A 24,982-nucleotide genomic window follows, 5' to 3' on the forward strand; every position below is an offset into this window, starting at 1 on the left:
GTGAAATCATATTATGCCCGACTCTTAGCAGTGCGGCGAGTGACTCAAGATAATCGAGGCAGGAAAACAGCCGGTGTCGATGGAATGAGAGCAAGCTCACCAAGGCAAAGGTTTGAAATTGTTGAGAACATCAAAGGAAATCTCAAAGCAAAACCACTGCGACGGGTGTGGATTCCAAAACCTGGAAGGGATGAAAAACGCCCTCTGGGAATACCCACCATCCAAGATAGAGCAAGGCAAGCCTTGGTTAAATCGGCTCTCGAACCTGAATGGGAATCGAGATTTGAAGACACTAGCTATGGATTCAGACCTGGAAGGTCTGCCCATGATGCAATATCCAGAATCTTTCAAAGTATAAACAAAGGAGGTTATTATATACTGGATGCAGATATAGCGAAATGTTTTGACCGAATAAACCATGAATACATACTGTCCAAAATTCATTGTCCAAACAGCCTGAAGAGAGACCTGAAATCATGGCTCAAAGCGGGTGTCTTGGATAACGGTATATTTGAGGATACAGAAGCAGGGACACCCCAAGGAGGGGTTATAAGTCCACTCCTAGCCAACATCGCACTGGATGGGATGGCTAGGTTAATTGAAACAATGTATCCAAAAGTAAAAGGGGTTAAAATTAAAGCCACCGGAATAAGATATGCCGATGATTTTGTAGTGATATCACCATCACTAGAGATTATTGAACAGTGCAAGATTGCTATTTCTGAATGGTTAAAACCTATTGGGTTAGAGATTAAACCGGGAAAAACTCGAATCTGTCATACACTCAATCCTATTGAATATGATGGAAAACTTGAAGAACCCGGATTTGATTTTCTAGGATTCAATATTAGGCAATATCCTGCTGGAAAATATAAGACTGGAAAAACTGGTGGAGCAGCAAGCCGACCAATCGGTCACAAAACTCACATCAAACCCAGCAACAAAGCAGTAAAAGCCCACACAGAAGTGATTAAGGATGCAATAAAACATCTTAAAACTGCACCCCAATCAGCCCTGATTAGCGAACTAAATCCAATCATAAGGGGATGGTCAAACTACTACTCAGGGGTCGTCTCAACAAAGACCTTCAAAAAGCAAGACTATATAGTCTGGCAAATGTTACGGGCATGGACAGTTTCAAGATGCGGAAAGGCAAACTACGAAAAGCTAAATAACTACTTCCGCAAAGGAACGGTTAAACTTAGCAACGGGAAAGAAAGACATGAATCTTGGTTATTCAAGACTAAGGATGGATTACATCTATGGAAACATAATTGGACTCCAATTGTCAGACATACCATAATACGCCCTGACGCAACACCATACGACGGAAATTGGACTTACTGGGCAACCAGGAAAGGACAAGCAATTGATACGCCGACAAGAGTAGCTAAACTACTTAAAAAGCAAAAAGGCAAATGCGCCTGGTGTAGGCAATACTTTACCCCATCAGACTTAGTTGAAGTAGACCACATTATACCTAGAAACCACGGTGGAAAGGATGAATATAAGAATCTTCAACTACTGCACCGCCACTGTCACGATGATAAGACGGCACTAGACAACGCCAACGCTGTATCCTTAACAATGGAACAATCAGACTAGGAGCCGTGTGAGGTGAAAGTCTCAAGCACGGTTTTGCATGGGAGGGGGTAGAGGCGACTCTACTCTCGACCCCTACTCATTAAACATCCCATCAGCGCTCAACAGCAAACCATTCAAACTCCAGACAACAGAGAAATCGCCTTTCCCCAATGGGTTCAACAGGAACAAAACCCCCAAAACGTATTTAATTGGTTGTGGCGTATGATGCCGGAACTAAGACGACAACAGGATTCGGACGCTCTACTCGACCCTCAACACTACATTTTACCCGACTGTCCGATTCATAGCTATCGTGCCACAGTCTCAGCGATCGCCGGAGCGGTAGACTTTGATGAACGGGGGATTGTCACTCAATACCCTTACTTGCTGCTGTTTACCTTTTCCCCGATTCAGGACTTTATCAAAGCTTCCCGCAAATTTCTAGACTTTTGGGCAGGGTCATACTTGCTACACTATCTAAGCGCTCAACTCTGTTGGTTCGTGGCTGAAACCTACGGTGTAGATGCGGTGATTACCCCCTCGCTTTGGGGACAAGAAATCATCGACGCACTCTTACTCAAAACCTATCCAATTTTTAGAGAAAGCTTTCAAGAACTCAGCCCCGATGGAACAGACCCCCTGACTCGTTTTAATGAGCGTTTGAGTACCACCCTAGCAACCGCAGGCTTTCCCAATACGATAACCATCTTAGTTGGAAGCTCCGAAACCGCACAACAACTCGGAGAAACTTTGTGTGAAAAATTGCGGTCTGAATGGAGTGCGATCGCCCAAAATATTAGAGAAGGAATCCCCGATCATCCCATACCCGAACTTAGACAAGGAATTCGCGATCGCACCATCGCATTTCTGCAAAACCCCCAAAATCATAAGCGGATTGAGAAGATCTTAGAAGAATTTTCCCAGTCGGGAGGTCACGACGAACAAAACCGACATGATCTCGAAAACTGGAAGCGGAAAAGCTGCTGGGAATGGCGGGGATTATGGAATGCTCAAATTGACCAAACTTGGCAACCCTACTGGACGGCTGTTCCGTTGGGTGATCCGAATACTTCTCTAATGATTGAGAAAAATGATGACGATCAATTGAGCGAAGACTGGATCAAAAAACAAGAAAAAGTGGCTCAAACTCGCGTGATCAATCCCCCTCCCACAACGGCGGAAAAAATGCTCTACACAACCCTCAATAATGGGACTTGGTGGGGGTCAATTCAATCTCGATGCGGTCAAGCCATTCAAGCCATTAAAAATACTAGAACTTGGGCAATTCCCATTTCTCCGGGTGTTCGTTCTACATTATCGGGACAACTGAGCGCCCTACATCCTCAATTTCGATATTCTGGAAACTTCCGGGAAGGATACGGTTTACCTATTGAATCAATGCGATTATTTTGGGGATTAATAGCAGAAGTTTATCCAGGATTATTTGACGGCTCGGAAATGCTGAACGCTCTAGAATTAACGAAGCGCATGGCTTGGGTTTATGGTGGTGTGGGTGAGTCTTTAGGAATTGATTTTAGCAATTTAGAAAATGAAAAAATAGACTATAGCCAATTAATTCGCTTTCCCAATCTCAGTTCTATTGCTTCAGCCCGATTTGCTTACCAAGATTTGCAACAAGATCAAAATCACGGTAAACTCAGTCAATATTGGCAGAAATTACAAATTAATATCAAACAACAATTTGGGAAAACCAGTCAAGAATATCAGGATTTTCTGGCTCAAACTCGGGGTCGTCCTTTCCACATCCCTAAAACCGATATTTGTATTAATCGCCAAAATTTACCGGGGCGATACTATAACGGCGTGATGTTTTCTAGCAAATGGCTTGCCGAAGATATGGGATTAGAAAAAGAACAGAGACCCGAGTTGCGAAAGATTGTAGACCTAACTCACTCCGAATGTGGCTTTGGCGACAGTAGCCCGGCGGATTGGTGGGTAATCGTCTTGGGGGATGGGGACGGTATGGGACAATATGTTTCCGGTAAAAAACTCCATTCTTACCAACAATATTTAACAGAAACTCACCCCGAAATCTTCATCGATCGCGATCGCTATCCCGACCTAGATGAAAACCAGTATGAGCAGAAAAAACGGCAGTTCATTAAAGCCTTTAGAGATGATAAACATTCCCTGCTGAAAACCCGTAAGCGCATGGGACCCGCCACTCACGTTGGTCTAAACCGCGCCCTGCTAGACTTCTCTAACCGTTTAGTTCCCTTTATTACCGAAAAGCGGTTTTGTGGTCGCGTGGTCTACAGTGGCGGAGATGATGTGATGACGGTACTCCCTTTAGAAGATTTACCCGATTATCTGCTCTCTCTGAGAGCCGCTTGGTGTGGGGGCGACGACCCCTATCAACCCCAAGCGGGCGATCCAGACTTGAAATTTCAATCCCAAGGCGGCTACTGGCGACCCACTTCGGATACAAATGATTTTCAAGGCTTACCAGACCGATCGCTGTTTACGATGGGATTCGGGGCAACGATGAGTCTGGGTATCGTGATCGTCGATAAAAGTGTTCCCCTCCCAGTCGCCCTGGAAGCCCTTTGGGAAGCAGAATCCGACCGGGCTAAAGAATTATCCGGTGGTCTACTGATGTCCATCGATCTGTTGCGGGGACTGACGGAATGGCGATCGCTATCTTTGATGCGATTTGTCCTGTCTGAAATTTTCCGTTTATCGAGTGTTCCCAACAAAAACGGCCTATGTTTTCGAGTTCTCTACAGTTCAGGAAACACCCTAGAAGCTCTGATCAAAGGAGAATTATACGCCGGTTGGCGAGATTGGATCACCACTGAACATCATCAAGCCTTGAGTTCTCTACTCTATCGCCTCGCCGAAGAACTCCCCCGCCATGCGGATTTGACCCCATCTTCTTACTTAATTGCTCAAGCCGCCAGAGCGATCGCCTTACGCCGAGACGACAAAGACTTGGTTCAAGAAAATATCGACAAACTGTTGCTCTGGCTCAGATATTGGGAAGATTGGGCGCGATCAGTCCATGTTCAATGGTTAATCGACCGGGAGAAAAACCCCGATACTCCCAAACCAATTGGAATTGACCTTAAGGACTTAAGTAATATTCTGCGTTTTTCGGCGTTTTGGCTCGATAAAATGCAGCAACGCCAACAATGGCACAGACAGGATCAGGAGGCTTAGATGGATTGGTATAAGATTGACCCCCTAGATGTTCTACTATTTCGGGAAGCCAAGCCCTTCAGTCCAGGGGAAGGCGCACGGGCTAAAGGACAGTTTCCGCCTATGCCCAGTGTAGTCTTTCAGGCTTTGCGAACGGCAACCCCTACCGCCCAACCCCATCCCGAATTTTTGGGGGTATTTTTATTAGATGGAGACAATACCCTTTGGTTGCCAACTCCCAAAGATTTGATCGGGGTGAAGCGGCGAACAAAAGATGATTTGCCCAACGAAAGAACAGAAAGTTGGCGGCGACTCACGCGGTTGGTGCCTTGTGAAACTCTGGAGTCGTGGGAGTCAGTCTGTTATTCCCAAGAGAGTTTACCGCCAATGGTTCCGCCTGAACTCAACGGTGAGGAATATGTTTCGGGTTCACCCAAACCCTGGATGAAAGCTTCTGCTTTATCTGCCTACTTGTGTGGAAATTCGCATTTTGCTGCTGATAATTTTACCGATAACCCCTGGGATATTCAGGTTCTCCCCCATACTCACATCGAAGACGGCACCCGACAGGTTCAGGATGAGGAGGGCTTTTTTACTGAAGTCGCAACACGCCTCAAACCGGGGTGGAGTTTGGTTGCGAGGGTGCAGTTGCTAGGGTTGCCGGATGAACCTTTTGTGGTACGCTTGGGTGGGGAAGGACATCGCGCTATTGTTTCCAAGCTGAAAGCTACTAAAAATGATACTGACGGGTTAGACTGCCTGAATTTACTGTGGAAGCAAGCATTACCGGATGTTCTCGAACCGGGACTGTTTGCCTACCTCCTCACCCCTGGACTTGCAGAAACGGCAGAACAGGTCTATGGTCTTTATCCCCAGGCTTGGCGGGACTGCTTATTGGGGTGTGTGGGCGATCGCCAATTGTGGTGGGGCGGAGTTGCCAAAAAAAATCGCCGCAAGGTTCGCACAAAAAACGGGTTAGAAGAATTAGAAGAAAAATCCTTTGCCTTGCAACCCCAATATGCTTTTGCTCCGCCTGGAACAGTGTATTTATTCAATTCTAAATCTATTCAATTGACCCGTTTACAATCAACTTTCCGTCATTTGCTCCCAATCACTCAAGATAAACCTTGGTGGGAAACCTTTCGCAAACTCAATTATGGAAAATTACTTTGGGGACGACGATGAATAACAGCTATCTTGTTTATTTGTACCTTTTATCACCTTTGCATACTGGAGGAACTTCCCAGGAAGGAAATGTTGTCGGTATTGCTCGGGAAACTCATACAGATTTGCCCTATTTGCCTTCTAGTACCATACGCGGAGGGTGGCGAGCCAGTGTCGGGCTGAAAGATTATATTGGTTGGCAGACGTTAAACGAGGAAAAACCGGAAGTTTGTATTACTTGAACCAACCGCAAACCCTGTTTAAAGACCAAGAAACTAGCGGCAAAGTTCATCATTGGCGACAATTTGGCTATTCAGAATTATTGTGGATTTCTTATCAAGATAAAAACTAATGACTTACAATTACGCTTACCTTTATTTACTGTCTCCCTTGCATACGGGCGGCACTACTCAAGAGGGAAACTTACTCGGAATTGCTCGTGAGTCTCATACCAATTTACCCTATCTTCCATCCAGTAGCATTCGGGGTCGGATACGCGCTAGTGAGGGAGACACAACCAAAAGAAATCGACTTTTTGGGACAACTTTGGAAGAATCTTCTACACTCGAACAGGGGGATATTTGGATCGGCGATGGTTCGCTTCTTTGGCTACCCGTCCCATCTCTGAGTCACGGTATTGTTTGGATTAGTTCTCCGATGTTATTGCGGCGTTGGGGACGTTTTCAGGAAAGTTTACCAGAGATTCCCGAAGCTTACAGCACCAATTTAGACACTGATAAACCTATTTATTTAAAAGATGCCATTATCAAACCGAATCATTTGCGGGCTTGGAGTGATTGGGAGCATTTTATGCCCGAACATACACAAACTCAAATGATTGAAAGGGTTTTGATTTTGCCCGACCAACACTGTTCAACTTTGATTCAAATGAGTCTGTGGCGACAGGTTAAAATTAAACTCGATCAACATAAATCTGTTGATGGTGGTTTCCGCTATGAAGAAGCTATTCCTCCCGATACACTGATGTATTTTCCTTGGGGTTTGACGGCAAAAGCCAACGGAACAGCAGAACAGTCTGAATCCGATTTTAAACAGTTAATTGAGAGTCACGAACTCTTGCAAATTGGAGGTCAGGAAAGTTTAGGTCGTGGTTTTGTTCAACAGTGGTTAGATTCATAATCAGGAGTAATAATTATGATAGTTTTCGACCCCCGCACAATTGCAACACCCGTTTATGATGCTTTGTCTGGATTGCGATCGCAATATAATGGAAATGATACTCGTCTCAAAGAACAAAAAAGTCAAGCTGTAGAACTTTATACCTATCTTTCCACTTGGGGTATGATGCGGTTAAAAGCTGAAGAAAAAGCTTTGAGTCAAGATGGAAAAAAGGATGTTGTTCGTCAGTATTTCCAATGCTTGCAAACTATGTCTGATGTTCAAAATTTAATCGGTGATCAGGGTTTAGAAACCCTAAAAAATCTCGGAACAGAAGAATATCTGGGCTTGACTGGTTTAGGTTTGGCATTATCTCAAGAATTTGCATTCTGGGCTAACGCAATTTATCACGATATTAAAGGAGAGAAATAATCTAATGGTATTTGAACGTCCTAAACCTCCCAATAAAGCAAATTCAAGACCGAATCCGACCCCAAGACCGAATCCTCAACAAAACCGACCCAATAGAGGCGGAAACGCCCCTCGCAGACCTGGAAATGGTGGCGGAAACCGGGGGAGAAATGGTGGCGGTAATGGGGATAATCGCCCTCCGCAGCCCTCTCCCTGGCTAGACTCAGAGAATGAACCCGAACCTGATGATAATGCTAGTTTTGTTGAATATCTGCGGTGGATGCGATCGCCGGATCATCCTCAAAAAGATGGAACCAAAACTCAAATTTTGCATAAGGCTGAAGACTCAGCTAACTACAATAAACGTCTCGGTCTACTTACAGAAAGAACTAAATTAATAGCAGGAAAAGATAATTGTTTTCAGGTTAGGTGTTCCTGGCGAATTCGGGTTGGTGGACATCGAGGGCCAGAAAGTATTTTGTTACCCGCTTTTGATGCTTTGGGAATGCCCTATATTCCATCTTCAACCCTGCGAGGTGTTGCGAGAACTCAAGCCATTCGAGAAATAATGAAGCGGGATAAGATTGAGTGGCAAGAAGCCGAGAAGAAAATAGCACCTTACTTTGGTTCTTTGGAAGCTGAGAAACCCCATCGCAGTGGAAAAGTTATCTTTCTAGATGCTTATCCATTACCCAATCAAATGGGTTTACAGATGGATATGGCAAACAATATTTGGAAATGGGACAACAATAACGAACTCGAATATAATCCCAATCCCAACCCGTTTTTATCTCTGAGAGAACCCACCTTTTTAATCGGGTTAAAGTTGGCAAGCCACTGTGACGACCGGACGATTTTGCAGAAAGTAAAAGGGTGGTTAACAGCAGGGCTACAAGCGGGAATAGGTTCTCAGGTTAATTCGGGTTATGGGGAATTAATTCGGGCGGGTTCTAGTCGTTCCTCCAATGAATTTTTGCGAGTCGAGTTTTCTTTGGAAGGTCAACTCATTCACGGACGAAAAAAATTTACTCAGTGGAATTGGAATGAACGCCGAAACGATTGGCAAATGAGAGGGCAAGCCGATGCAGAAGTGCGCCCAATTGCGTTTAAATCAATGTTGCGTTATTGGTTTCGAGCTTTTTCATTAGGTGTTTTGGATGTTGATACCGTTCAAATATGGGAAGCCCAATTATTCGGAGGGATTAATCCTAAAACATTTGGTTGGGTTAGAGTTGATATTCAAGATGGCAAGGTTACTCAACGGGAACCCCGACCAAACTTTAACGGAAAAGATGATGATTGCGGCGAACAAGTCGGAACGTTAATATTATCTTATTCTCCCGAAGCGCCCACAAACCAAAATATACCAATTCACAAACTCTTTGAATCTCTCACTTGGATGATGTTTCATTTAGGAGGAATTGGTCAGGGTGCCAGACGTCCGTGTTATTCCAGGCACAATCGCGATCGCGCTCCCTGGTATCGAGGTTCAACATTTTATATTGATAGTGATGAACAACTTTGGGAACTTCCTGATAATATTCGGGATTTTCAACGAAAATTTCAGCAAAAGCTAGAGCAATTTTATCAGACTTTATCTCAGCTTACCAGAAATCAAATGAATTACCGTCAACCTCGAAATATTGGTCAAGTACGCCGGGAACAGTGGACGGAAGCAGTTGATAGCAATTGTAGAATTATCGTCTGTTCAGGGAAAGAAGATTTTGAAAAACCTTATGTTTTGGCTGTTTTGCATAGCCAAGATTTAAAAGTAGAAGATAGACGCGGAAATATTAACTATGACGGGAATCTCTGCGGTCAAGTTTCGGGTCATGTTAAGCCCTCTCCCGTTTGGATTGCCGATTTAGGAGATTATCAAGTTGTAACGGTTTTTGGAGCAACAGAAAACCCCCGCCGTGAATATTTAAACCGCCTCCGAAGCAATACAAACAGAAATAGCTATTGGCAAATATGGCCTCTCCAAGAATAGTTTAATCTTCTGCAGTATCTACCAAAGATAGAATTAGTATAAATAATTGGGAGAACATCTTATGGTTCAAGTTTTAGCGGCGAAGGATATTACTTTAGAACAGTTGGAAACTCATTTTCAGCTTGAATGTATTGAGGATGATAACTTCTTTTGGGAGTGGAGAATTGATTTACCTGAACTCAATGACTGGGAAGTTCAACTCCTAGAAGAAATTAAAGCAGGTTATTCAAATTTAATCAAACAACCGCCATTACTAGAAAAACCGATTAACTTAACTGTGGTTTCTCCCTTACTATTTATTGGTCGTTTCTATCAATCTCCATTTAACATTAGAGCCGAAAAAAGTGTTGAAATATCCGCAATATCAGAGGATTCTGAATTAATTGTCAAGGGAAATATAGATACTTTAGTCTTAAAAAATCAAGTTTGGGTGATGGTTATTGAATCTAAACAAGCTAAACTCTCAGTCGAAGCCGGACTTGCTCAAATCTTAGCATATATGCTGGCTAATCCCAATTCTCATCAACCCAGTTTTGGATTAATCACAAATGGGGGAAGTTTTCTATTTCTGAAATTAATTCAAACTGAACACCCGCAATACGCAACGTCTGATTTGTTTGGCATCAACAATCGTCAGAATAATTTGTCAGATGTTCTCAAAGTCTTAAAGAAATTGATTCAAATTTCTCTAGTTTCTGACACTTAACTTTTTTATCTTGATATTCTCAATTTTTGTCATTTATGAAAACAACTTTAGTTGAATTTAATCGCCTCGATACCCTTATTATTACCCTGGGAACCCGTCAGGTTGGGTGGAAGTGTGAGGATGGAATGGTTCCCTGTTTGGGTGCTGATGGCGATCGCGGACTGGTTTAATTTTTCGTCAATCCCATGAAATGCTTGTGCAAATTGGTATCGGTGGTTAAACTGTTAATAATAACGGAGGATGGAAAGGATGACGATTCTGATTGCTAATATTGGTACTTCTGACCTGGCTTTGAAGTTCTATCAACCCCTGAAAAAGATTCAACGAGAAACCTCTGTAAGTGATGAAGATTTAGAACAAAATTATTTCCTTCCCGTCGGTTTTGATCGCAATGAACCTAATCTGAAGGAAGCTGAAAGCCAATTGAGTACAGGAGAATTATTGATTTGGCAAAACCGCTATCAATTGCTTAAAGAACAGTATTACCAGACGTGGAAAGTTAACACTTTTCGAGAGTTGACACAGTGCTTACTGGGAAAATATATAGAGACTCCCCAGGAGTTGCACGACTGCATTCGTCCGGGTCGTCTTTGGGGCGTGGTTAAAGAGGCTGTTGAAGCTTCTGTTCGAGATATTTATATTTTTGTGACCGACCAATTTTTAGAGGAGAACGGTGAGAAAAATAAAGGGGCTGATTCCGATACGGTTTATCTTTTTGAGATTTTACAGCTTTGGTTTGACCGTGAATTGAACAATCAAATTAATCTGCATAAAGTGGTAATTCCTAAAATGATTTCTCCGATTGACCAAGATGGTTTATTAGGAGAATATTACAACTTTTTTAAAGGTTTAGATCCGAGTGAGGGGATCTTGATTAGTGTTAAGGGGGGTACGCCCCAAATGCAAACAGCCCTGCGGGTTCAAGCGATTTCTTCTGATATTGCCAATCAAATTTACCTCGAACCTCAACTTTCGATTCAAAAGCTTTTGCAGGGAGAAGCATCGAGTTGTCGTCGGGTATCTTACTGGCGCTATCAACGGGTTCAAAAATATCAAACAGTTAAGAAACTATTGGCGCGTTGGGATTTTGACGGGGCGCGAGAAATTTTAACTAAATGGTTAGAAACGTTAGAAACTTTGGAGCGGTCTGGGATTACAGAAATCTCTGAGAGTCGTCATCGTTTGACGGTGGCGGTAAAAGCTTTAAAAATGTCTATTGCTTATCTGAATTTAGATAGTTACGAGGCTGATAAGCAAGCTGATAGCGGATTAGATATATTGGAGGTTTTGTGTAAAAATGAGCAAGGGTTCATTTTGAATGGTGAACAAAATCCCTTTCGATTGTGTAAAAATTATGAACCTGTTCTGAATCTTTATACTCAATGTTGTCTCTTTTGGAAACTGGAGCGCATTGCTGATTTTTTAGGAAGTATGAGTGCTTTTTATGAGGAGATTTTACATCAAACTTTTGAAAAATTAGAGGCTATCTCTTATTTTGATAAGACTAGAAATGAAAATGATTGGGTTTTAAAGTTGGATGAAATTCGAGGAACTCAACTGGGGGAAACTTTTCTGAAGATTGAGAAGAAAACGAACACTTCCTTTCCCAAAATTTATCAAAATCAAAAGCAAAGCAATTATAAACTACAAGGACGCTTGAGCAAACGCAATTTTGTTAAGGCATTAATTCTAATTAAAAAGGGGAGTTCGGAGACTTTGGAGGGGCTGATCGCATCTCTAAAAAGTCTTGACTATTGGGCAGAACAGCGCAATTTCTTGATTCATGGAGCAAAGGGAATCTCTAAACAACGGATGGAAAACTTGCACTCTGAGGACTTGGAAAATCCGGGAAATTGGAAGATTGAAAAGACTGTTCGTGTTTCTTGTTTGCACACAGAAATTATACCACAAATGAGTCAAATTTATTGCTGTTTCGTTGAGTTGGTTTCACTTTCTGGCTTTCCAAATGTACAAGATTATCTAGAGGTGAATCAGGAAACGCGCGATCCGATTGAACCCTATTATCTTTACTCGGAAATTAAGGAATGGGTTGGGCAAATTTTGGATCACGATCAATAATCTTGTGGGGGTTGAAGAATCGCTGAAACCCTGATTCTTTCGTTGACCCCCCCGGAATGCTTTCTCTGTCGGAGTTTGAGCGATTATTTATACCCTATTATTGCAAATATGTCTCAATAATTTGGGTGCTTGCTTGACCCCCACAAATTTGAGTGCTAGAGTACAGTCAGGGCAAGGGTTTAAACTCGGTAGCCTTTAAACTTCTCTGAAAGTTAAACGTATGGAAACCATTATCTGCTACTTCTATACTTGGTAAAATACCACCTGCTTTAAACTTCTCTGAAAGTTAAACGTATGGAAACTAGTTTTTTCCTTCCTCCCTCTTATCGCGCCTCCCATCACCCTTTAAACTTCTCTGAAAGTTAAACGTATGGAAACAGTAGAGTCCCATCTAACATAGTAAAGGGGCGATCTTTAAACTTCTCTGAAAGTTAAACGTATGGAAACATTAACCTTCTGCCGTCTCCTGGTTGGGGGTAATTTGGGGGGTTACTTTCTTTAAACTTCTTTGAAAGTTCAACCTATGGAACCCCCACCAACCTCCCCCTAAAAGGAGGAAGCCTAATTTTTTTGCTAATTTGAAAGTTCAACCTATAGAGCAAATAACTTTAAAAAAATACCCCCAAATTTGAGGGTATATTGTTATAACTAAATTCAGTTTCTTTCCATACGTTAGACTTGCTTAGAAGTCAAAGCGTTGCTGTTCTCAAATGGGTGGTAAACCACTTGATATTCAGCTTGAGGAACAAGCTTTTGTAAAATGCGCTGATGATTAACTGCATCATTTTGTGAACGAAAACGACCCACAACCAAACACTGATTATTAGTAACAGATTCTCGTTCTGAGGCGTTTGCCGATCGCACCAAACACCAGGGATGCAATCTCTCAAAAGCTGTCATTGCTCGTTCTCCTTACGCTTTGACCCCACGATAAGCCCAAGAATTTGCACAAAACAGGGCAGGCTACCCTTGACAAAGTTAACTGTTTGTGCAGTTGAACCGCTCCTTGAATTCGGTCGGTAGCTCGTCCCATCGTTCCCAAAGCAAATCCATCAGGGCCAAATGTCGCAGGTCAGTGGGAGTTGGACGACGGTAACGTTTACCCCGTGCAAACCATCGCTTAACATTGACACTCTCACCACTAAAGGCTTTGCGTTGTAGTGGGAGATTCTTGCTTCATCGGGTTTGTCTAGTTCTAGGTCATATAAGTCCTAAAACCCCGTCCAGATTCCCCTCCACAAGCATCTGTTTTACACCCACTGACTGCCCGGCAGCAGGCTACAAAATACTCATTTATATTTATCGTCATCTCATTCACCCTTACGGGTTCGCCAGTCGCTTCAAGTCGGGAAACCCTCCCAACGCGCTGGCTCACAACATTCGACCCCCCTGCTATCAGGTATTTTTTTTTGGTGATACGAGTTATCTGGCGAGAAGAACCAATCCTGGCTCACTAGGCGCATCTGGGCGCATTGCCACCATGATTTTACCACCTTGAGGCTCTCTTTAATGTCTCCTTTTGGTCGGTTTTGTCTTGGTCGTGATTCATCTCTCCGTCAAATCTTTGATTGTGACGGGAGTCGGATCACGACATTAAAGATAGCTGCATCGTCAACAGCAAAGTTAGGTTGAATACCCAGAATAATCACCTGAGTCCGACACTTAGCCAAAAGAGGATAAAAGCGCAATTGATCGCAGTCAGAGTTGATGAGTTTTTTTAACCGTTGCTCCAACTTTTTGAATTGTGGAGGGGTAAGAACAGCCTCAAAAACTGATTTTTGAACCCTGATGCCGTAAGCCTCCAACAGAGACGAGACTTTAGTCCGGCGGCGATCCTCAACGATGTCGTAGCAAATGAGGTAAAAAGTCACGATTTTAACAAGAAAGGACGGTATTCAAGAGTTTCAGTAATAGCGCGAACATATTCCTCGACTTGCCACGCTAACGCACTCCGCAAACTCACTTGACCTGCATAAGCATGAAAAATCTGGGTTGCCATCAAAGATTCCCAGTTTTGAACAAAGGTGGCACGATGGGACTGACTCAACCCTCCGCGATCGCTAAACTTGGGCGCTTTTTCAAAAACCCACGCTTCCACAACCGGGCGAAACGGTTCCATCAAGTCACAGGGTAAAGGCAAATGGTTCTGACAGTGAAGGTGCAGTGTTCCAACTTCCGCACAACAGCCCGACGATAGCAGTAAAACATACAGTTCACGGGACAGCAAAGCATAAGCCAGTTCTAAAGTTGGCTCAAAATCTTTGACAGAAACCAGAACAGAGCCAAGGGCTTTTTGATAACGCTGGAACACTTGAACTTGCCAGGTTTGTAAGGCAAGCCAACTATTCAAACCGGGCAGAACCTCAAGTTGCTGTTCGAGACATTCTCGAATGCCAGAGTATCCTAAGCTTTGTAGAACTTTAGTGGCGTTGTACCACCGTCCCCGTAAAAGTGAATGAATGAAAGCGATGCGGAAGTTGCGATCGCTATTGCGCTCTTGTTGTAGGACTGTATAGAACGGTGTTTCCTGGGGGGTAATTTGAGCGGTGATATGACCGTTATCGCGGATAAAACTGAGCCGGATGCGGTAACGATAGATCGCCGCGATCGCACTCCGCCCCAGCGTACAGCCTTCAAAAGCGATGATCTGTTGGGTGGTGTCGATGGAGTGGCGAGATTGAATCCGATCATTGTAAACGATCGCAAAGTCTCGCAGATCCGCTTCCAAATAGGATTGCGGTTCGGTGAGGTAAATCGCAGTCATGTTGGCTTTCTCCGAAGTTCCATGACTGTATTGAACCGAAACCGATTTGGCGATCGAACCTGAGATTTAACAAAAATTCAGAAGATTTTTCTGTGTTGGGATAGGCGTTCCGATAGAAGTTGTAAAAAAACAACTCAAGTGCGAACACAAAAATCCGTTTGATTAACTGGATACTGTTGTTGTTCAACTCAAAGAATGTGGTTTTTTTCGATTCTCAACTTCCAATGGGAGATGCTTTGTTGGCTGCATGGTATCAAGTCCGCACTCGCAGCAAAACAGCCGGGATTGATGGGATCTCTGTCGAATTATTTGCTCATTTTCTAGACGAAGAACTCAAACGACTCGCCCACCAGCTTCAGCAAGATATCTATCATCCTTTACCCGCTTTGGGGTTTTATCGGGCGAAAAAAAGTGGTGGTCATCGGCTTATTGGAATTCCAACTGTACGCGATCGCATTGTCCAACGCTTGCTGTTGCGATCGCTTTATCCAGCCTTAGAAGAAACGTTTCAAGACTGCTCTTTTGCTTACCGTCCAGGAGTCCGAGTGAAACACGCGATCGAACGGGTTGCCGAGGTGTATTCCTCCCAAACATGGACAGTCAAAGCGGATATTTCACAGTTTTTTGATAGCCTTTGTCGAACATTGCTGCTGTCTCAGTTGGAGGAACTGTCAGTCGATCAAACGGTGGTGCGTTATATCAAAGGACAGTTGGAGGCGGGTATTGTTGTCGGGGGAATGCCTATCCTGTCAGGTCGTGGGGTTTTACAAGGTGGCATTTTGTCGGGCGCTTTGGCGAATTTGTATTTGAGTGAATTTGACCGACGCTGTTTAAATGCGGGTGCCTCTCTTACCCGTTATGGAGATGATTTTGTCATTGTCGCGAGAAGCCTATTAGAAGCAACACGCTTTTTGAATTTAATCGAAGATTGGCTATCAGATATTTATCTAACCCTGCAACCAGAGAAAACTCACATTTTTGCCCCGGGTGAGGAGTTTGTCTTTCTTGGTTATGGCTTTCAAGCTGGAGAAATTATTACCCCAGAGTACAAGCAACCCCGACGAAATCACAACAAGAAAGCGGTTTCTGTAGCGTCTCGTCCTCCCATTGCTTGCTCGATTGTTACCCCAACCCGCAAGTCTTTATCAACTCGAAATTTTCTGGATTCTTGGAGGGAAGGTATGACAACACTTTATGTCACGGATCAGGGTGCTTATGTCAAGGTGAAACATCAGCAATTTCAGGTCTTGCTCGGCAATGATCTGAAAGTGTCTATTCCCGTCAATGTCGTAGACTATATTATCCTCTTTGGCTGTTGTAATTTGTCGCACGGTGCGATTGGTTTGGCTTTGCGTCGTCGCATTCCCATTTTGTTCTTGTCTTATCAGGGTCGTTACTTTGGTCGCTTGCAAACCGATGGGATGACACGGGTAGACTACCTCAGCCGACAAGTCCATTGTGCTGAAGATGAAACCTTTGTGCTGCGTCAGGCTAAAGTGATTGTTGCCGGAAAACTGCACAACTGTCGGATTTTACTGCGTCGTCTCAACCGCGATCGCCAAATTTCTCAAGTGATTGAGGCGATTGAAGAATTGGGAGTCTGGCAAGAGAAAATTGCTGAGGTGGAGTTGCTCGAATCTCTATTGGGTTACGAAGGCTTCGGAACTCGCATCTATTTTCAGGCTTTGGGGGCATTGGTACAACCTCCGTTCACCTTTGAACACCGTACTCGTCGCCCTCCAACTGATCCAGTGAATAGTTTGTTGAGTCTGGGTTATACTTTACTCCATCAAAATATTCACTCGTTAATTCTGGCGGTGGGTTTACATCCCCATTACGGCAATCTTCATGTTCCTCGTAGCAACCATCCGGCGTTGGTGTCAGATTTGATTGAGGAGTTTCGCGCCCCGGTGGTGGATTCGCTCGTTATCTATCTGGTAAATTCGGGAATTTTTACCCCGGAAGATTTTACCCCAAGTGACGAACGAGGTGGGGTTTATCTTTATTCCGATGCTCTCAAAAAATATCTGAAGCATTGGCAGGATAAGCTTTCTTTGAAAACGACTCATCCTCATACGGGTTACAAGGTTAGCTACTATCGGTGTTTGGAGTTGCAGGTTTGGGAGTATATTTCTTGCTTGATGGGAGAGCGGGAAGTTTATCGGCCTATGAAACTGGAAAAGTGGTAAACTAGAGTTTCCGGAGGGGTTCGACAACTGCTCAAACCTGCATTGTTTCGTTAACCCCCCCGGAAAGCCTTCTCTCTCTGAGTTTGAGGGATTCTGGAGAGTATTTTATTGCAAATATGTCTCAATTATTTTGGTGCTTGCTTGACCCCCCCGGAAATGGAATGTTACACTCCAGTAATAGCAAGGGTTTCAACTCAGCAGTCTTTAAACTTCTTTGAAAGTTAAACGTATGGAAACAATCACTCTACAACTACTAGTTGGAGGGGATGATCTTTAAACTTCTTTGAAAGTTAAACGTATGGAAACATTGGAGCTTTATCAACATTGTCTACACTAGCTACTGCTCTTTAAACTTCTTTGAAAGTTAAACGTATGGAAACATTCCAGATCAGGGTCTTGTTCTGTTCAATACCTCCCTTTAAACTTCTTTGAAAGTTAAACGTATGGAAACTTACCATCAGAAATGCCATAGTCTTGGATTTAAAGGAAACCTTTAAACTTCTTTGAAAGTTAAACGTATGGAAACTGTTCGGGGTATTCTACCCCACAGGAATCACACTTCTTTAAACTTCTTTGAAAGTTAAACGTATGGAAACCAGACCTGACAGACCGGCTCTTTGCCTTTGTCAGCACTTTAAACTTCTTTGAAAGTTAAACGTATGGAAACAGTTGTTCCATCCGAATTAGGATGGAATTGATTGTCTTTAAACTTCTTTGAAAGTTAAACGTATGGAAACAGGGATTTCTCCATGTTATTGTTGGCTTCTTGCCGGATACTTTAAACTTCTTTGAAAGTTAAACGTATGGAAACTTAAATTAGCTGCCCCCCTAGCCCCCCAACTTTGGGGAGAAATATATTTTCAACTTCTTTGAAAGTTCAACCTATGGAACCCCCACCAACCTCCCCCTAAAAGGATGAGGCCTAATTTTTTTGCTGATTTGAAAATTCAACCTATAGAGCAAATAACTAAAAAAAATACCCCCCAAGTAGAGGGTATATTATTAAAATAAATTCAGTTTCTTTCCATACTTGATACCGGCTTAGAAGTCAAAGTGCTGCTATTTTAAAATGGGTTGTAAACCACTTAATATTCAGCTTGAGGAACCAGCTTTTGTAAAAAGTCATGTTTTTCAATTTGAGCTTTTACCGATTGAAAAGTTAATAATGTTCTTCCTTTCTCGCCTTTTTATGACTAACAATATAGACTCCCCAGGGCAGACGAACTCCTGTTAGAGTCGTGAACTTGAACTGAGCGTGTTCCGGGTTAGCAATATCCAAATCTGCCCAACTCAAATTGGTATTTTGTAAGTTCGTCTGTGCTAAATTTGTACCACTGAGATTCGCCCAACTCAAATCCGCATCCCTGAGATTAGCATAACTTAAATTCGCCCGTTCTAAATCAGCTTGACTCAAGTTCGCGCCCAGCAAATCTGCCTTGTAGAAATTGCATCCCAAAGCGCTGGCTCCGTGCAAATCTGCCTGAGACAGCCGCCCCCCCGCAAAGTTCGCATTTTCAAGACAGGTTAAACTTAAATTGGCGCAACTCAAGTTAGCATTCGCACAATTCGCTCCCGTCAAATTAGCTTTAAAAAGGTTAACTCCCTCTAAGTTAGCTTTGTAAAGTACAGCACAATGCAAGTCTATTTCACACAAACTCATCCCCTGCAAGTTAATTTGGGTCAAGTTGGTATAACTGAAATCTCGCCGCCCTTCCGCATATTCTGCTTTAAACTTTTGAGTGGAAATGGCTTCACCGTTATTTACGAATTTTGGCGATTGAGTCATGGTTTTATCCTCCTTTTTGAGTCTGTTTAGAATTGATTTTTACTGAAATTGTCTGATTATTTACGAGTCTTTGTGAAAGGGCTTAGGCATTTGAAACCGAGTTCCCCCGGCGATTTTATGCTGCAAAGCCTGTTGAACAAAGTTCCCTAACAAATCCCCTAAACCTGGTGCATTTTCCAAGTATTTGTGGAGTCTTCGGAGATTTGGGCTGTTGAGATGATGGTCTGGAAATTCCCCAGGGAGTCCTCCGATTTGGACTTGTTGAGCGATGTACTGGCGGATATAATTAAGATCATTTATCCATTTGCGAAGGGTTTCTGCTTGACTATCTTCTGTGCGGCGTATCCATTTCAGCCAAAAGGATGAAGGTTCATAGACATAGTATTGAGTAATATCGATTAGGTATTCTACTCCTTGTAGAAATTGCTGGGTTTTTTCCCGAATCTGCCCTCTTAATTCTTGTTGTTTGTCTGGGGTTAAACTCTCATGATTCATCCCATCATTCAACTGATTGAGCGTTAACTGAATGATTTGAGCGGATTGGCGAATATCAGCTTGTGCTGCTTTTAAATTCTCGACTAAACCCTCACAATGTTGGGTCATTAATAACTGTCCATCTTGTGTATTTTCGACCTCGTAGACTTGATTGAGGTATTGAACTAATTCTGGGTAATCAATTCTTCCGGTTTTTTTCATTTCATCTATCCATAAGCTGAGTAGCCGCATTTTATAGGAGGAATTTTGAGGATTTTCGGCCAGAACTGAAACGGAATGTAAGGGGGATACTTTATTCGTGTTGAACTGCGAGGAACCGTTCGAGGAAATGGAGTCTTGTCTGTTCATGGTTAAATCTCCAGCTATTTTTTGAAGTGAGGTGAATTGAGGGACAGAGGTTAGGGAAAAACGCCTTGAATGCCAGGGGTTTAATCGTTGAATTCTGCTTCTGAGTTCATCAGTTCTCGTAGTTCTTGGCGTCGGCTTTCTAGCCAGATGTTTCGTTGCAGTTCAACCGTTTCACTAAAGGATTGGCGAGTATCTTTGCGAAGACTGAGGGCGATAGTCATCCCGCAAGCGGGCCCACTGGTGATGATGGAGACTAACAGGGAGAACAGGTGAAAGCCTAAGCTAGACCAATCTCCCTGAATTAATTTGCTGCGAAAGTTGATGATAGCCAGCCGAGTGGCTTCGATACCGGAGCGGAGTTCACCGTCGGGGGTAAAATGTTCCTGGTAGACTTGGGGCTTGTGTTGTTGGAGGAATGCCAAGTCGTTCCCCATCTTCACCCGGAGAGCGAGGCTTTCTTCCAGTTCCTGTTTGGCGGTTTCATAGTTTTGGTGAGCTTGTTGACCGAGTCGAGAAGCTTTCGGACAGAGGGGTAATTCTTCCAGGGGTACTGTTGCCCAGTTGGTGTTCTGTTGTTCCCAGGTTCCGTGCAGTTGCACGAATAGGGATTGTCTGCGGGGGTGGTCTTTAAGCATTTGGTTGAGTTCTTTGTCCCCTTGTTCGCATCGGGTTAAAGCGTCTTTGTATTGAGGGCTGTCTAGTTGTTTGAGGCTTTCTACCTGGTTGATTTTCTGGTTGATTGTTTCTGCGGATAATTCTTGGGCTTTGAGTTGAGTTAAACCGGATGGGTTGAGTAAGAGTTCGGTTCCCACTGCGGCGATTAGTGATAGAATTGTATTAATGGATATCATGCCTGCGATCGCCCAATTTGACCAAGAACGACCATAGGGTTTTCGAGCAGAAACGGCGGTAGCTGCACCGTTCGTGTATTTGAGAAGCAAACCATTGACCAGTAGCGTGACCGGAACTCCTAGAACACCTAAGTCTCTGAAAGCATAGTACAGCAGTGGAAAGCTAGTTGCCACATTAATCACACCGCTAATGGTCACTAAACAAGCCGTGCGTTCGCTATCTTTTTCTAAGTTATTGGAGACAATAGCCCGACCCCGAAAGTCTTTGGGGTTAGCAATGACTAATCCCTGGAGTTGCTTAATCAGGTTTCGGAGTTTTTTAGGCTTCTTCTGGCTTGGGCTAGGGTTTTTCGCTTTCTCTACTAACTCAGCATACTTGCCGCTTTCCTGAATGTACAGGATCAAGTCTTCTACTGTTGGTTTTTTGGGGCTGGAAGTCTGTTGATTTGCTTTCGGAAGGTCAGAATTGCGGTAGTTCATTGGTTTTTCCTGTTGGCTTTTGCAGCCCTGGGCTGAGTTCGGTTTGAACTCAAGTCCGGGCCAAAAAGAAAGTGCCAAAACTTACAGGTTTAACCAGTTATTCGGTTGTCCTTATGAACTTATCTTCGCTTTAACACAATTTGGGGCTTTGTCAACAGGTCTATTCTATTTTTTTCTCAAGGTTATATACAAAGCAGGGGGGCGTAACCCTGTTCCCATGACAAAGGGGTGTCCACATCAGGAGCCGTATGAGGTGAAAGTCTCAAGTACGGTTTTGAATGGGAGTTGGGGAGGGTGACTTCCCTTTCGACCCCTACCCCTTGGAGGGAGTAGGATATGACTGAAAGCCAATGCCTAACTGTAATGGTTAGGATATGCCCACTAGTCACGGTATGGACATAGATACTGCGGCGATTAAGAGTATTATGACGAGAGCGAGTTTAAAGACTACGTGGTTGTATACAGCTCCAAAAGTCGAAGTACGAAAGCAGGGGGTAGTAACTCTGTTCCTACGAAAAAGGGTGTCCATATCAGGAGCCGTGTGCTGGGAAACTCGCAAGCACGGTTTTGAAGTGGAGTTCGGGAAGGTGACTTCCTGTTCGACCATAACTCAAATTACTATTCAGGGGTCGTCTCATCTGAGACCTTCAATAAGTTAGACCATATAATCTGGCAAATGTTACGGGCATGGACAGTCTCAAGATGCGGAAAGGCAAATCGTAAAGAACTGAGTAACTATTGTAGACCGGAAACGGTTAAACTCAGCGATGGTAGAGAAAGGCATGAAACTTGGTTATTCTGTACCAAGGATGGACATAGACTATGGAAGCATAGCTACACTCCGATTGTCAGACATACCCTGATACGCCCTGAAGCAACACTTTATGACGGAAACTGGACTTACTGGGCAACCAGAAAAAGTCAAGCAATTGATACGCCAAACAGGGTAGCAAAACTACTCAAAAAGCAAAAATGCCTATGCGCCTGGTGTGGGCAATACTTTACCCCATCAGATTTAGTTGAAGTAGACCACATTGTACCTCGAAGCCACGGCGGAAAGGATGAATACAAGAATCTTCAACTATTGCACCGCCACACCCGCGATGATAAGACGGCACTTGACAACGTCAACGCTGCATTCTTAACAATGGAGCAGTCTGCGCGTGCGTCACATCAGGAAGTTTTTCGTGTCTATGCCAATTATCTGGATGTGGAAGCACCACTAGAGCCGTATGAGGTGAAAGTCTCAAGTACGGTTTTGAATGGGAGGGGGAGATGGTAACATCTCTCTCGATCCCTACTTGTTTGTCTAACAATTTTAACTCTGATCAGCCCTAGTCCGGGTTAATGAAACTTAACCTAGTATGATGATCTATTTTTCTCGATAAAATGCTGTTAGAGGTGATTATTTAAAATGATGAAAGTTAATCGGATGGAATCAAGCCATGCTGGTGGGCATATCAGTAAAATGGCTATCTTTCTGGCCATTTTGGCGGGAACAATGGCTTTAACTAACCCCAGTCGCCAAGACTATCTCGAATATGCCTCGGTGAAGTTATCCCAAGAAGCGAAAAACAACCTATGTAATGAGGCGGAAGTTCCGGCTATTCTCCGAGGTTTTTCTAATATTATTGTAGACACCTGCAATACTTTGGTAACTTCTCAACGTGGTACAATTAGGGCTTTTATTGACAATTCTACTCACCGAAAAAATGCGATGATTTTTAGCATTTATACCTCGGAATTGTTGAATAATCGCTATAGAACTCTGGCTCTGTTTGGTAATTTTATCACATTTTCAGCGGAAAAACTGCCGGAAAATTCCGTAGAATAATCGGAAGCAGCCCAATTGTATTCTGAGCGAAAAAGCGCCCTCCCATAAGGCCGGGTGCTAGGTCAGCCCCCGGAAACAGGACAAGACTGCTGGACCCTCAGCCAATGTTGGTTGAGGGTAGAATGGGTTTGCGATCGCTTTCGGTGGTATGGACAGTTACAAAAAAAGATACAATGTTGAGATGGCGATTGTGGTTTGTTGAGTGGACAAAAGCCAACATTGACAATTAGCCAGCCGTTGGCGCGATCAAGATACAAAGGCAACCCAGAAATTATGACTGTCAGAGTTCGTTTGGCTCCTAGCCCTACAGGTAATCTACACATTGGTACAGCCAGAACCGCTGTATTTAACTGGCTTTTCGCCCGAAATCAGGGCGGTGAGTTTATACTACGCATTGAAGATACAGATCAAGAGCGATCGCGTCCTGAATTTACCCAAAATATTTTAGATGGACTAACCTGGTTGGGTCTAAATTGGGATAAAGGGCCGTTTTTTCAGTCCGAGCGCCTGGACTTGTACCGGAAAGCTATCTGTAAACTCCTAGATGCGGGTTTGGCTTACCGTTGCTATTGTACTCCGGAAGAACTTGAGGAAATGCGATCGGCTCAAAAAGCTAAAAATCAAGCTCCTCGCTATGATAACCGCCACCGCGACCTAACCGCAGCACAAAGGGCGGCTTTGGAAGCTGAAGGCCGCAGTGCCGTGATTCGCTTTAAAATAGACGACAACCGAGAAATTAGATGGAATGATTTGGTCAGGGGTTCGGTAGTCTGGAAAGGCTCCGACTTGGGGGGAGATATGGTCATTGCTAGGGCTTCCAGTAGCAATGCGATCGGTCAGCCTCTCTATAATTTGGCGGTGGTGGTCGATGATATTGATATGCAGATCACCCATGTAATTCGCGGTGAAGACCATATCGCTAATACTGCCAAACAGATACTACTCTACGAAGCCTTGGGGGGAACGGTTCCAGAATTCGCCCACACTCCTTTGATTTTGAATCCTGATGGCCGTAAACTATCTAAGCGGGACGGGGTGACTTCTATCTCAGATTTCCAAAATTTGGGTTACACAGCCCCCGCTTTGGCTAATTATATGACACTATTGGGTTGGACTCCCACTGATTCTACTCAGGAAATCTTTACCCTAGAACAGGCGGCGAAAAACTTTGGTTTTGATAGGGTCAATAAGGCGGGGGCAAAATTTGACTGGGATAAGCTCGATTGGTTGAATGGTCAGTATATCCATAATCTGCCAGTGTCGGAATTAACAGATATGTTGATTCCCTATTGGAAAGAGGCGGGTTATGACTTCGACCCACAGAGCGATCGCCTTTGGTTGGAACAGTTAACAACCCTCATTGGTCCTAGTCTTACCCGTCTCAAAGATGCAGTAGATATGGCCGCGATGTTCTTTCCCTCCAGTGTCAGTTTAGATGAAGAAGCCCAGCAGCAGTTGCAACAAGAGGGAGCCCAAACCGTCTTGGCAGCTATCAAGGATAAACTCGAATCTGAGCCTACACTGACAGCAGATACCGTCAAGGATATGATCAAAGCTGTTACCAAAGAGACGAAACTTAAAAAAGGGCTGATCATGCGATCGCTCAGAGCAGCTCTCACTGGGGCTGTTCATGGCCCGGATTTAGTTGAGTCCTGGCTGCTTCTTCATCAGCGAGGAACTGATCTAACTCGCTTGCAAAACATATTAGATCGTTAATTGTTATTGAGGCTGAATGCTATGGCGGATAGCTCTAAATCCAAACCACAAGACGATAAAACTCCCATTGAGGATAAAAAGTCTGCTACTAAAGCAGATACTACTCCAGCTAAATCCTCTACTCCCAAAGATCACGAACCTGTGGTTGAGGCTAAACCTGCTGCTAAAACCCCAGAACCCAAACCAGAACCAAAACCAGAACCCAAAGCCGAACCGAAACCAGAACCTGTGGCTGCTAAACCCCCAGAACCAAAACCAGAACCAAAACCAGAACCCAAAGCCGAACCGAAACCAGAACCTGTGGCTG

At 43.7% G+C, this 24,982-nt stretch carries 20 protein-coding genes, 1 pseudogene and 2 CRISPR repeat arrays; of the genes and pseudogenes, 15 read left to right on the forward strand and 6 right to left on the reverse strand.

Going from position 1 to position 24,982, the window contains the following annotated elements:
* The 10 genes from ltrA to P5683_RS06235 all read left to right on the forward strand — a co-directional run.
* Positions 1-1,605 (forward strand): group II intron reverse transcriptase/maturase (gene ltrA / locus P5683_RS06190; RefSeq protein WP_315642380.1); only part of this gene is annotated, 1,605 nt, incomplete at its 5' end.
* Positions 1,606-1,806: 201 nt separating this feature from the next.
* Positions 1,807-4,764, forward strand: coding sequence for a type III-B CRISPR-associated protein Cas10/Cmr2 (locus tag P5683_RS06195; protein ID WP_315639527.1), 2,958 nt, complete (start codon positions 1,807-1,809; stop codon positions 4,762-4,764).
* Entirely contained in the window at positions 4,765-5,928 is a 1,164-nt protein-coding gene (locus tag P5683_RS06200) for a type III-B CRISPR module-associated Cmr3 family protein (RefSeq protein ID WP_008049613.1), read from the forward strand.
* A complete protein-coding gene (locus P5683_RS06205; RefSeq protein WP_006669913.1) occupies positions 5,925-6,149 on the forward strand; it encodes an RAMP superfamily CRISPR-associated protein in 225 nt (74 codons plus the stop codon). Before P5683_RS06200 ends, P5683_RS06205 begins: the two co-directional genes overlap by 4 nt.
* Before the next feature lie 109 nt (positions 6,150-6,258).
* Positions 6,259-7,047 (forward strand): type III-B CRISPR module RAMP protein Cmr4, encoded by a 789-nt coding sequence (cmr4, locus tag P5683_RS06210; protein WP_008049612.1) that lies wholly within the window; start codon positions 6,259-6,261, stop codon positions 7,045-7,047.
* Between the two features lie 15 nt (positions 7,048-7,062).
* Positions 7,063-7,458: a hypothetical protein gene (locus P5683_RS06215; RefSeq protein WP_187758431.1), complete on the forward strand. Its 396-nt coding sequence runs from the start codon at positions 7,063-7,065 to the stop codon at positions 7,456-7,458.
* Positions 7,459-7,462: 4 nt separating this feature from the next.
* Positions 7,463-9,427 carry an RAMP superfamily CRISPR-associated protein gene (locus P5683_RS06220; RefSeq protein WP_006669915.1) on the forward strand — a complete coding sequence of 655 codons (1,965 nt, stop codon included), beginning with the start codon at positions 7,463-7,465 and terminating at the stop codon, positions 9,425-9,427.
* Positions 9,428-9,488: 61 nt separating this feature from the next.
* Positions 9,489-10,133: a restriction endonuclease subunit R gene (locus tag P5683_RS06225; RefSeq protein ID WP_315639528.1), complete on the forward strand. Its 645-nt coding sequence runs from the start codon at positions 9,489-9,491 to the stop codon at positions 10,131-10,133.
* A gap of 35 nt (positions 10,134-10,168) precedes the next feature.
* Positions 10,169-10,303, forward strand: a complete 135-nt coding sequence (locus P5683_RS06230; RefSeq protein ID WP_006620493.1) for a hypothetical protein — start codon at positions 10,169-10,171, stop codon at positions 10,301-10,303.
* A 79-nt stretch (positions 10,304-10,382) separates the two neighbouring features.
* Entirely contained in the window at positions 10,383-12,212 is a 1,830-nt protein-coding gene (locus tag P5683_RS06235) for a hypothetical protein (RefSeq protein ID WP_315639529.1), read from the forward strand.
* 193 nt (positions 12,213-12,405) lie between these two features.
* A CRISPR array of direct repeats spans positions 12,406-12,813; the repeat unit is 35 nt; unit sequence CTTTAAACTTCTCTGAAAGTTAAACGTATGGAAAC.
* A 71-nt stretch (positions 12,814-12,884) separates the two neighbouring features.
* On the opposite strand, the gene P5683_RS06240 is transcribed toward P5683_RS06235, so the two are convergent.
* From P5683_RS06240 to P5683_RS06250, 3 genes are all read right to left on the reverse strand, one after another.
* The gene (locus P5683_RS06240; RefSeq protein ID WP_187758428.1) at positions 12,885-13,112 is read right to left on the reverse strand and encodes a hypothetical protein; all 228 of its coding nucleotides are present in this window, start codon (positions 13,110-13,112) and stop codon (positions 12,885-12,887) included.
* Between the two features lie 656 nt (positions 13,113-13,768).
* Entirely contained in the window at positions 13,769-14,083 is a 315-nt protein-coding gene (gene cas2, locus P5683_RS06245; RefSeq protein WP_006669918.1) for a CRISPR-associated endonuclease Cas2, read from the reverse strand.
* A complete protein-coding gene (locus P5683_RS06250) occupies positions 14,080-14,976 on the reverse strand; it encodes a CRISPR-associated endonuclease Cas1 (RefSeq protein WP_315639530.1) in 897 nt (298 codons plus the stop codon). The genes cas2 and P5683_RS06250 overlap by 4 nt, the downstream gene beginning before the upstream one ends.
* A 197-nt stretch (positions 14,977-15,173) precedes the next feature.
* Between P5683_RS06250 and cas1 the strand changes: the two genes are divergently transcribed.
* Positions 15,174-17,165 carry a CRISPR-associated endonuclease Cas1 gene (gene cas1, locus P5683_RS06255; RefSeq protein WP_235720249.1) on the forward strand — a complete coding sequence of 664 codons (1,992 nt, stop codon included), beginning with the start codon at positions 15,174-15,176 and terminating at the stop codon, positions 17,163-17,165.
* Positions 17,166-17,367: 202 nt separating this feature from the next.
* Positions 17,368-18,127: direct repeats of the CRISPR family, unit length 35 nt; unit sequence CTTTAAACTTCTTTGAAAGTTAAACGTATGGAAAC.
* A 197-nt stretch (positions 18,128-18,324) separates the two neighbouring features.
* Here cas1 and P5683_RS06260 read toward each other — a convergent pair.
* The 3 genes from P5683_RS06260 to P5683_RS06270 form a co-directional block, all read right to left on the reverse strand.
* On the reverse strand, positions 18,325-18,951 hold the full coding sequence (locus tag P5683_RS06260) for a pentapeptide repeat-containing protein (RefSeq protein WP_006620499.1): 627 nt from the start codon (positions 18,949-18,951) through the stop codon (positions 18,325-18,327).
* A 60-nt stretch (positions 18,952-19,011) separates the two neighbouring features.
* Positions 19,012-19,794 (reverse strand): hypothetical protein, encoded by a 783-nt coding sequence (locus P5683_RS06265; RefSeq protein WP_315639531.1) that lies wholly within the window; start codon positions 19,792-19,794, stop codon positions 19,012-19,014.
* An 80-nt stretch (positions 19,795-19,874) separates the two neighbouring features.
* The gene (locus P5683_RS06270; RefSeq protein ID WP_315639532.1) at positions 19,875-21,125 is read right to left on the reverse strand and encodes a hypothetical protein; all 1,251 of its coding nucleotides are present in this window, start codon (positions 21,123-21,125) and stop codon (positions 19,875-19,877) included.
* A gap of 676 nt (positions 21,126-21,801) precedes the next feature.
* On the opposite strand from P5683_RS06270, the gene P5683_RS06275 reads away from it, so the two are divergent.
* The 4 genes and pseudogenes from P5683_RS06275 to P5683_RS06290 form a co-directional block, all read left to right on the forward strand.
* The gene (locus P5683_RS06275; protein ID WP_006620502.1) at positions 21,802-22,407 is read left to right on the forward strand and encodes an HNH endonuclease; all 606 of its coding nucleotides are present in this window, start codon (positions 21,802-21,804) and stop codon (positions 22,405-22,407) included.
* A gap of 132 nt (positions 22,408-22,539) precedes the next feature.
* On the forward strand, positions 22,540-22,959 hold the full coding sequence (locus P5683_RS06280; RefSeq protein ID WP_006620503.1) for a DUF4359 domain-containing protein: 420 nt from the start codon (positions 22,540-22,542) through the stop codon (positions 22,957-22,959).
* Between the two features lie 273 nt (positions 22,960-23,232).
* Positions 23,233-24,675: a glutamate--tRNA ligase gene (gene gltX, locus P5683_RS06285; protein ID WP_006669925.1), complete on the forward strand. Its 1,443-nt coding sequence runs from the start codon at positions 23,233-23,235 to the stop codon at positions 24,673-24,675.
* A gap of 21 nt (positions 24,676-24,696) precedes the next feature.
* Positions 24,697-24,982, forward strand: a pseudogene (locus tag P5683_RS06290) (hypothetical protein); the annotation flags it as partial.

Origin of the sequence: Limnospira sp. PMC 1279.21, assembly GCF_032349615.1 — a bacterium.
GTDB classification, from domain to species: Bacteria; Cyanobacteriota; Cyanobacteriia; order Cyanobacteriales; family Microcoleaceae; genus Limnospira; species Limnospira fusiformis.

Excerpts from the sequence above, each read along its gene's own strand:
- P5683_RS06195 (WP_315639527.1), top strand. The coding sequence starts at position 1,807 with ATGATGCCGGAACTAAGACGACAACAGGATTCGGACGCTCTACTCGAC.
- P5683_RS06200 (WP_008049613.1), top strand. The coding sequence starts at position 4,765 with ATGGATTGGTATAAGATTGACCCCCTAGATGTTCTACTATTTCGGGAA.
- P5683_RS06205 (WP_006669913.1), top strand. The coding sequence starts at position 5,925 with ATGAATAACAGCTATCTTGTTTATTTGTACCTTTTATCACCTTTGCAT.
- cmr4 (WP_008049612.1), top strand. The coding sequence starts at position 6,259 with ATGACTTACAATTACGCTTACCTTTATTTACTGTCTCCCTTGCATACG.
- P5683_RS06215 (WP_187758431.1), top strand. The coding sequence starts at position 7,063 with ATGATAGTTTTCGACCCCCGCACAATTGCAACACCCGTTTATGATGCT.
- P5683_RS06220 (WP_006669915.1), top strand. The coding sequence starts at position 7,463 with ATGGTATTTGAACGTCCTAAACCTCCCAATAAAGCAAATTCAAGACCG.
- P5683_RS06225 (WP_315639528.1), top strand. The coding sequence starts at position 9,489 with ATGGTTCAAGTTTTAGCGGCGAAGGATATTACTTTAGAACAGTTGGAA.
- P5683_RS06230 (WP_006620493.1), top strand. The coding sequence starts at position 10,169 with ATGAAAACAACTTTAGTTGAATTTAATCGCCTCGATACCCTTATTATT.
- P5683_RS06235 (WP_315639529.1), top strand. The coding sequence starts at position 10,383 with ATGACGATTCTGATTGCTAATATTGGTACTTCTGACCTGGCTTTGAAG.
- P5683_RS06240 (WP_187758428.1), bottom strand. The coding sequence starts at position 13,112 with ATGACAGCTTTTGAGAGATTGCATCCCTGGTGTTTGGTGCGATCGGCA.
- P5683_RS06250 (WP_315639530.1), bottom strand. The coding sequence starts at position 14,976 with ATGACTGCGATTTACCTCACCGAACCGCAATCCTATTTGGAAGCGGAT.
- P5683_RS06260 (WP_006620499.1), bottom strand. The coding sequence starts at position 18,951 with ATGACTCAATCGCCAAAATTCGTAAATAACGGTGAAGCCATTTCCACT.
- P5683_RS06265 (WP_315639531.1), bottom strand. The coding sequence starts at position 19,794 with ATGAACAGACAAGACTCCATTTCCTCGAACGGTTCCTCGCAGTTCAAC.
- P5683_RS06270 (WP_315639532.1), bottom strand. The coding sequence starts at position 21,125 with ATGAACTACCGCAATTCTGACCTTCCGAAAGCAAATCAACAGACTTCC.
- P5683_RS06275 (WP_006620502.1), top strand. The coding sequence starts at position 21,802 with ATGTTACGGGCATGGACAGTCTCAAGATGCGGAAAGGCAAATCGTAAA.
- P5683_RS06280 (WP_006620503.1), top strand. The coding sequence starts at position 22,540 with ATGATGAAAGTTAATCGGATGGAATCAAGCCATGCTGGTGGGCATATC.
- gltX (WP_006669925.1), top strand. The coding sequence starts at position 23,233 with ATGACTGTCAGAGTTCGTTTGGCTCCTAGCCCTACAGGTAATCTACAC.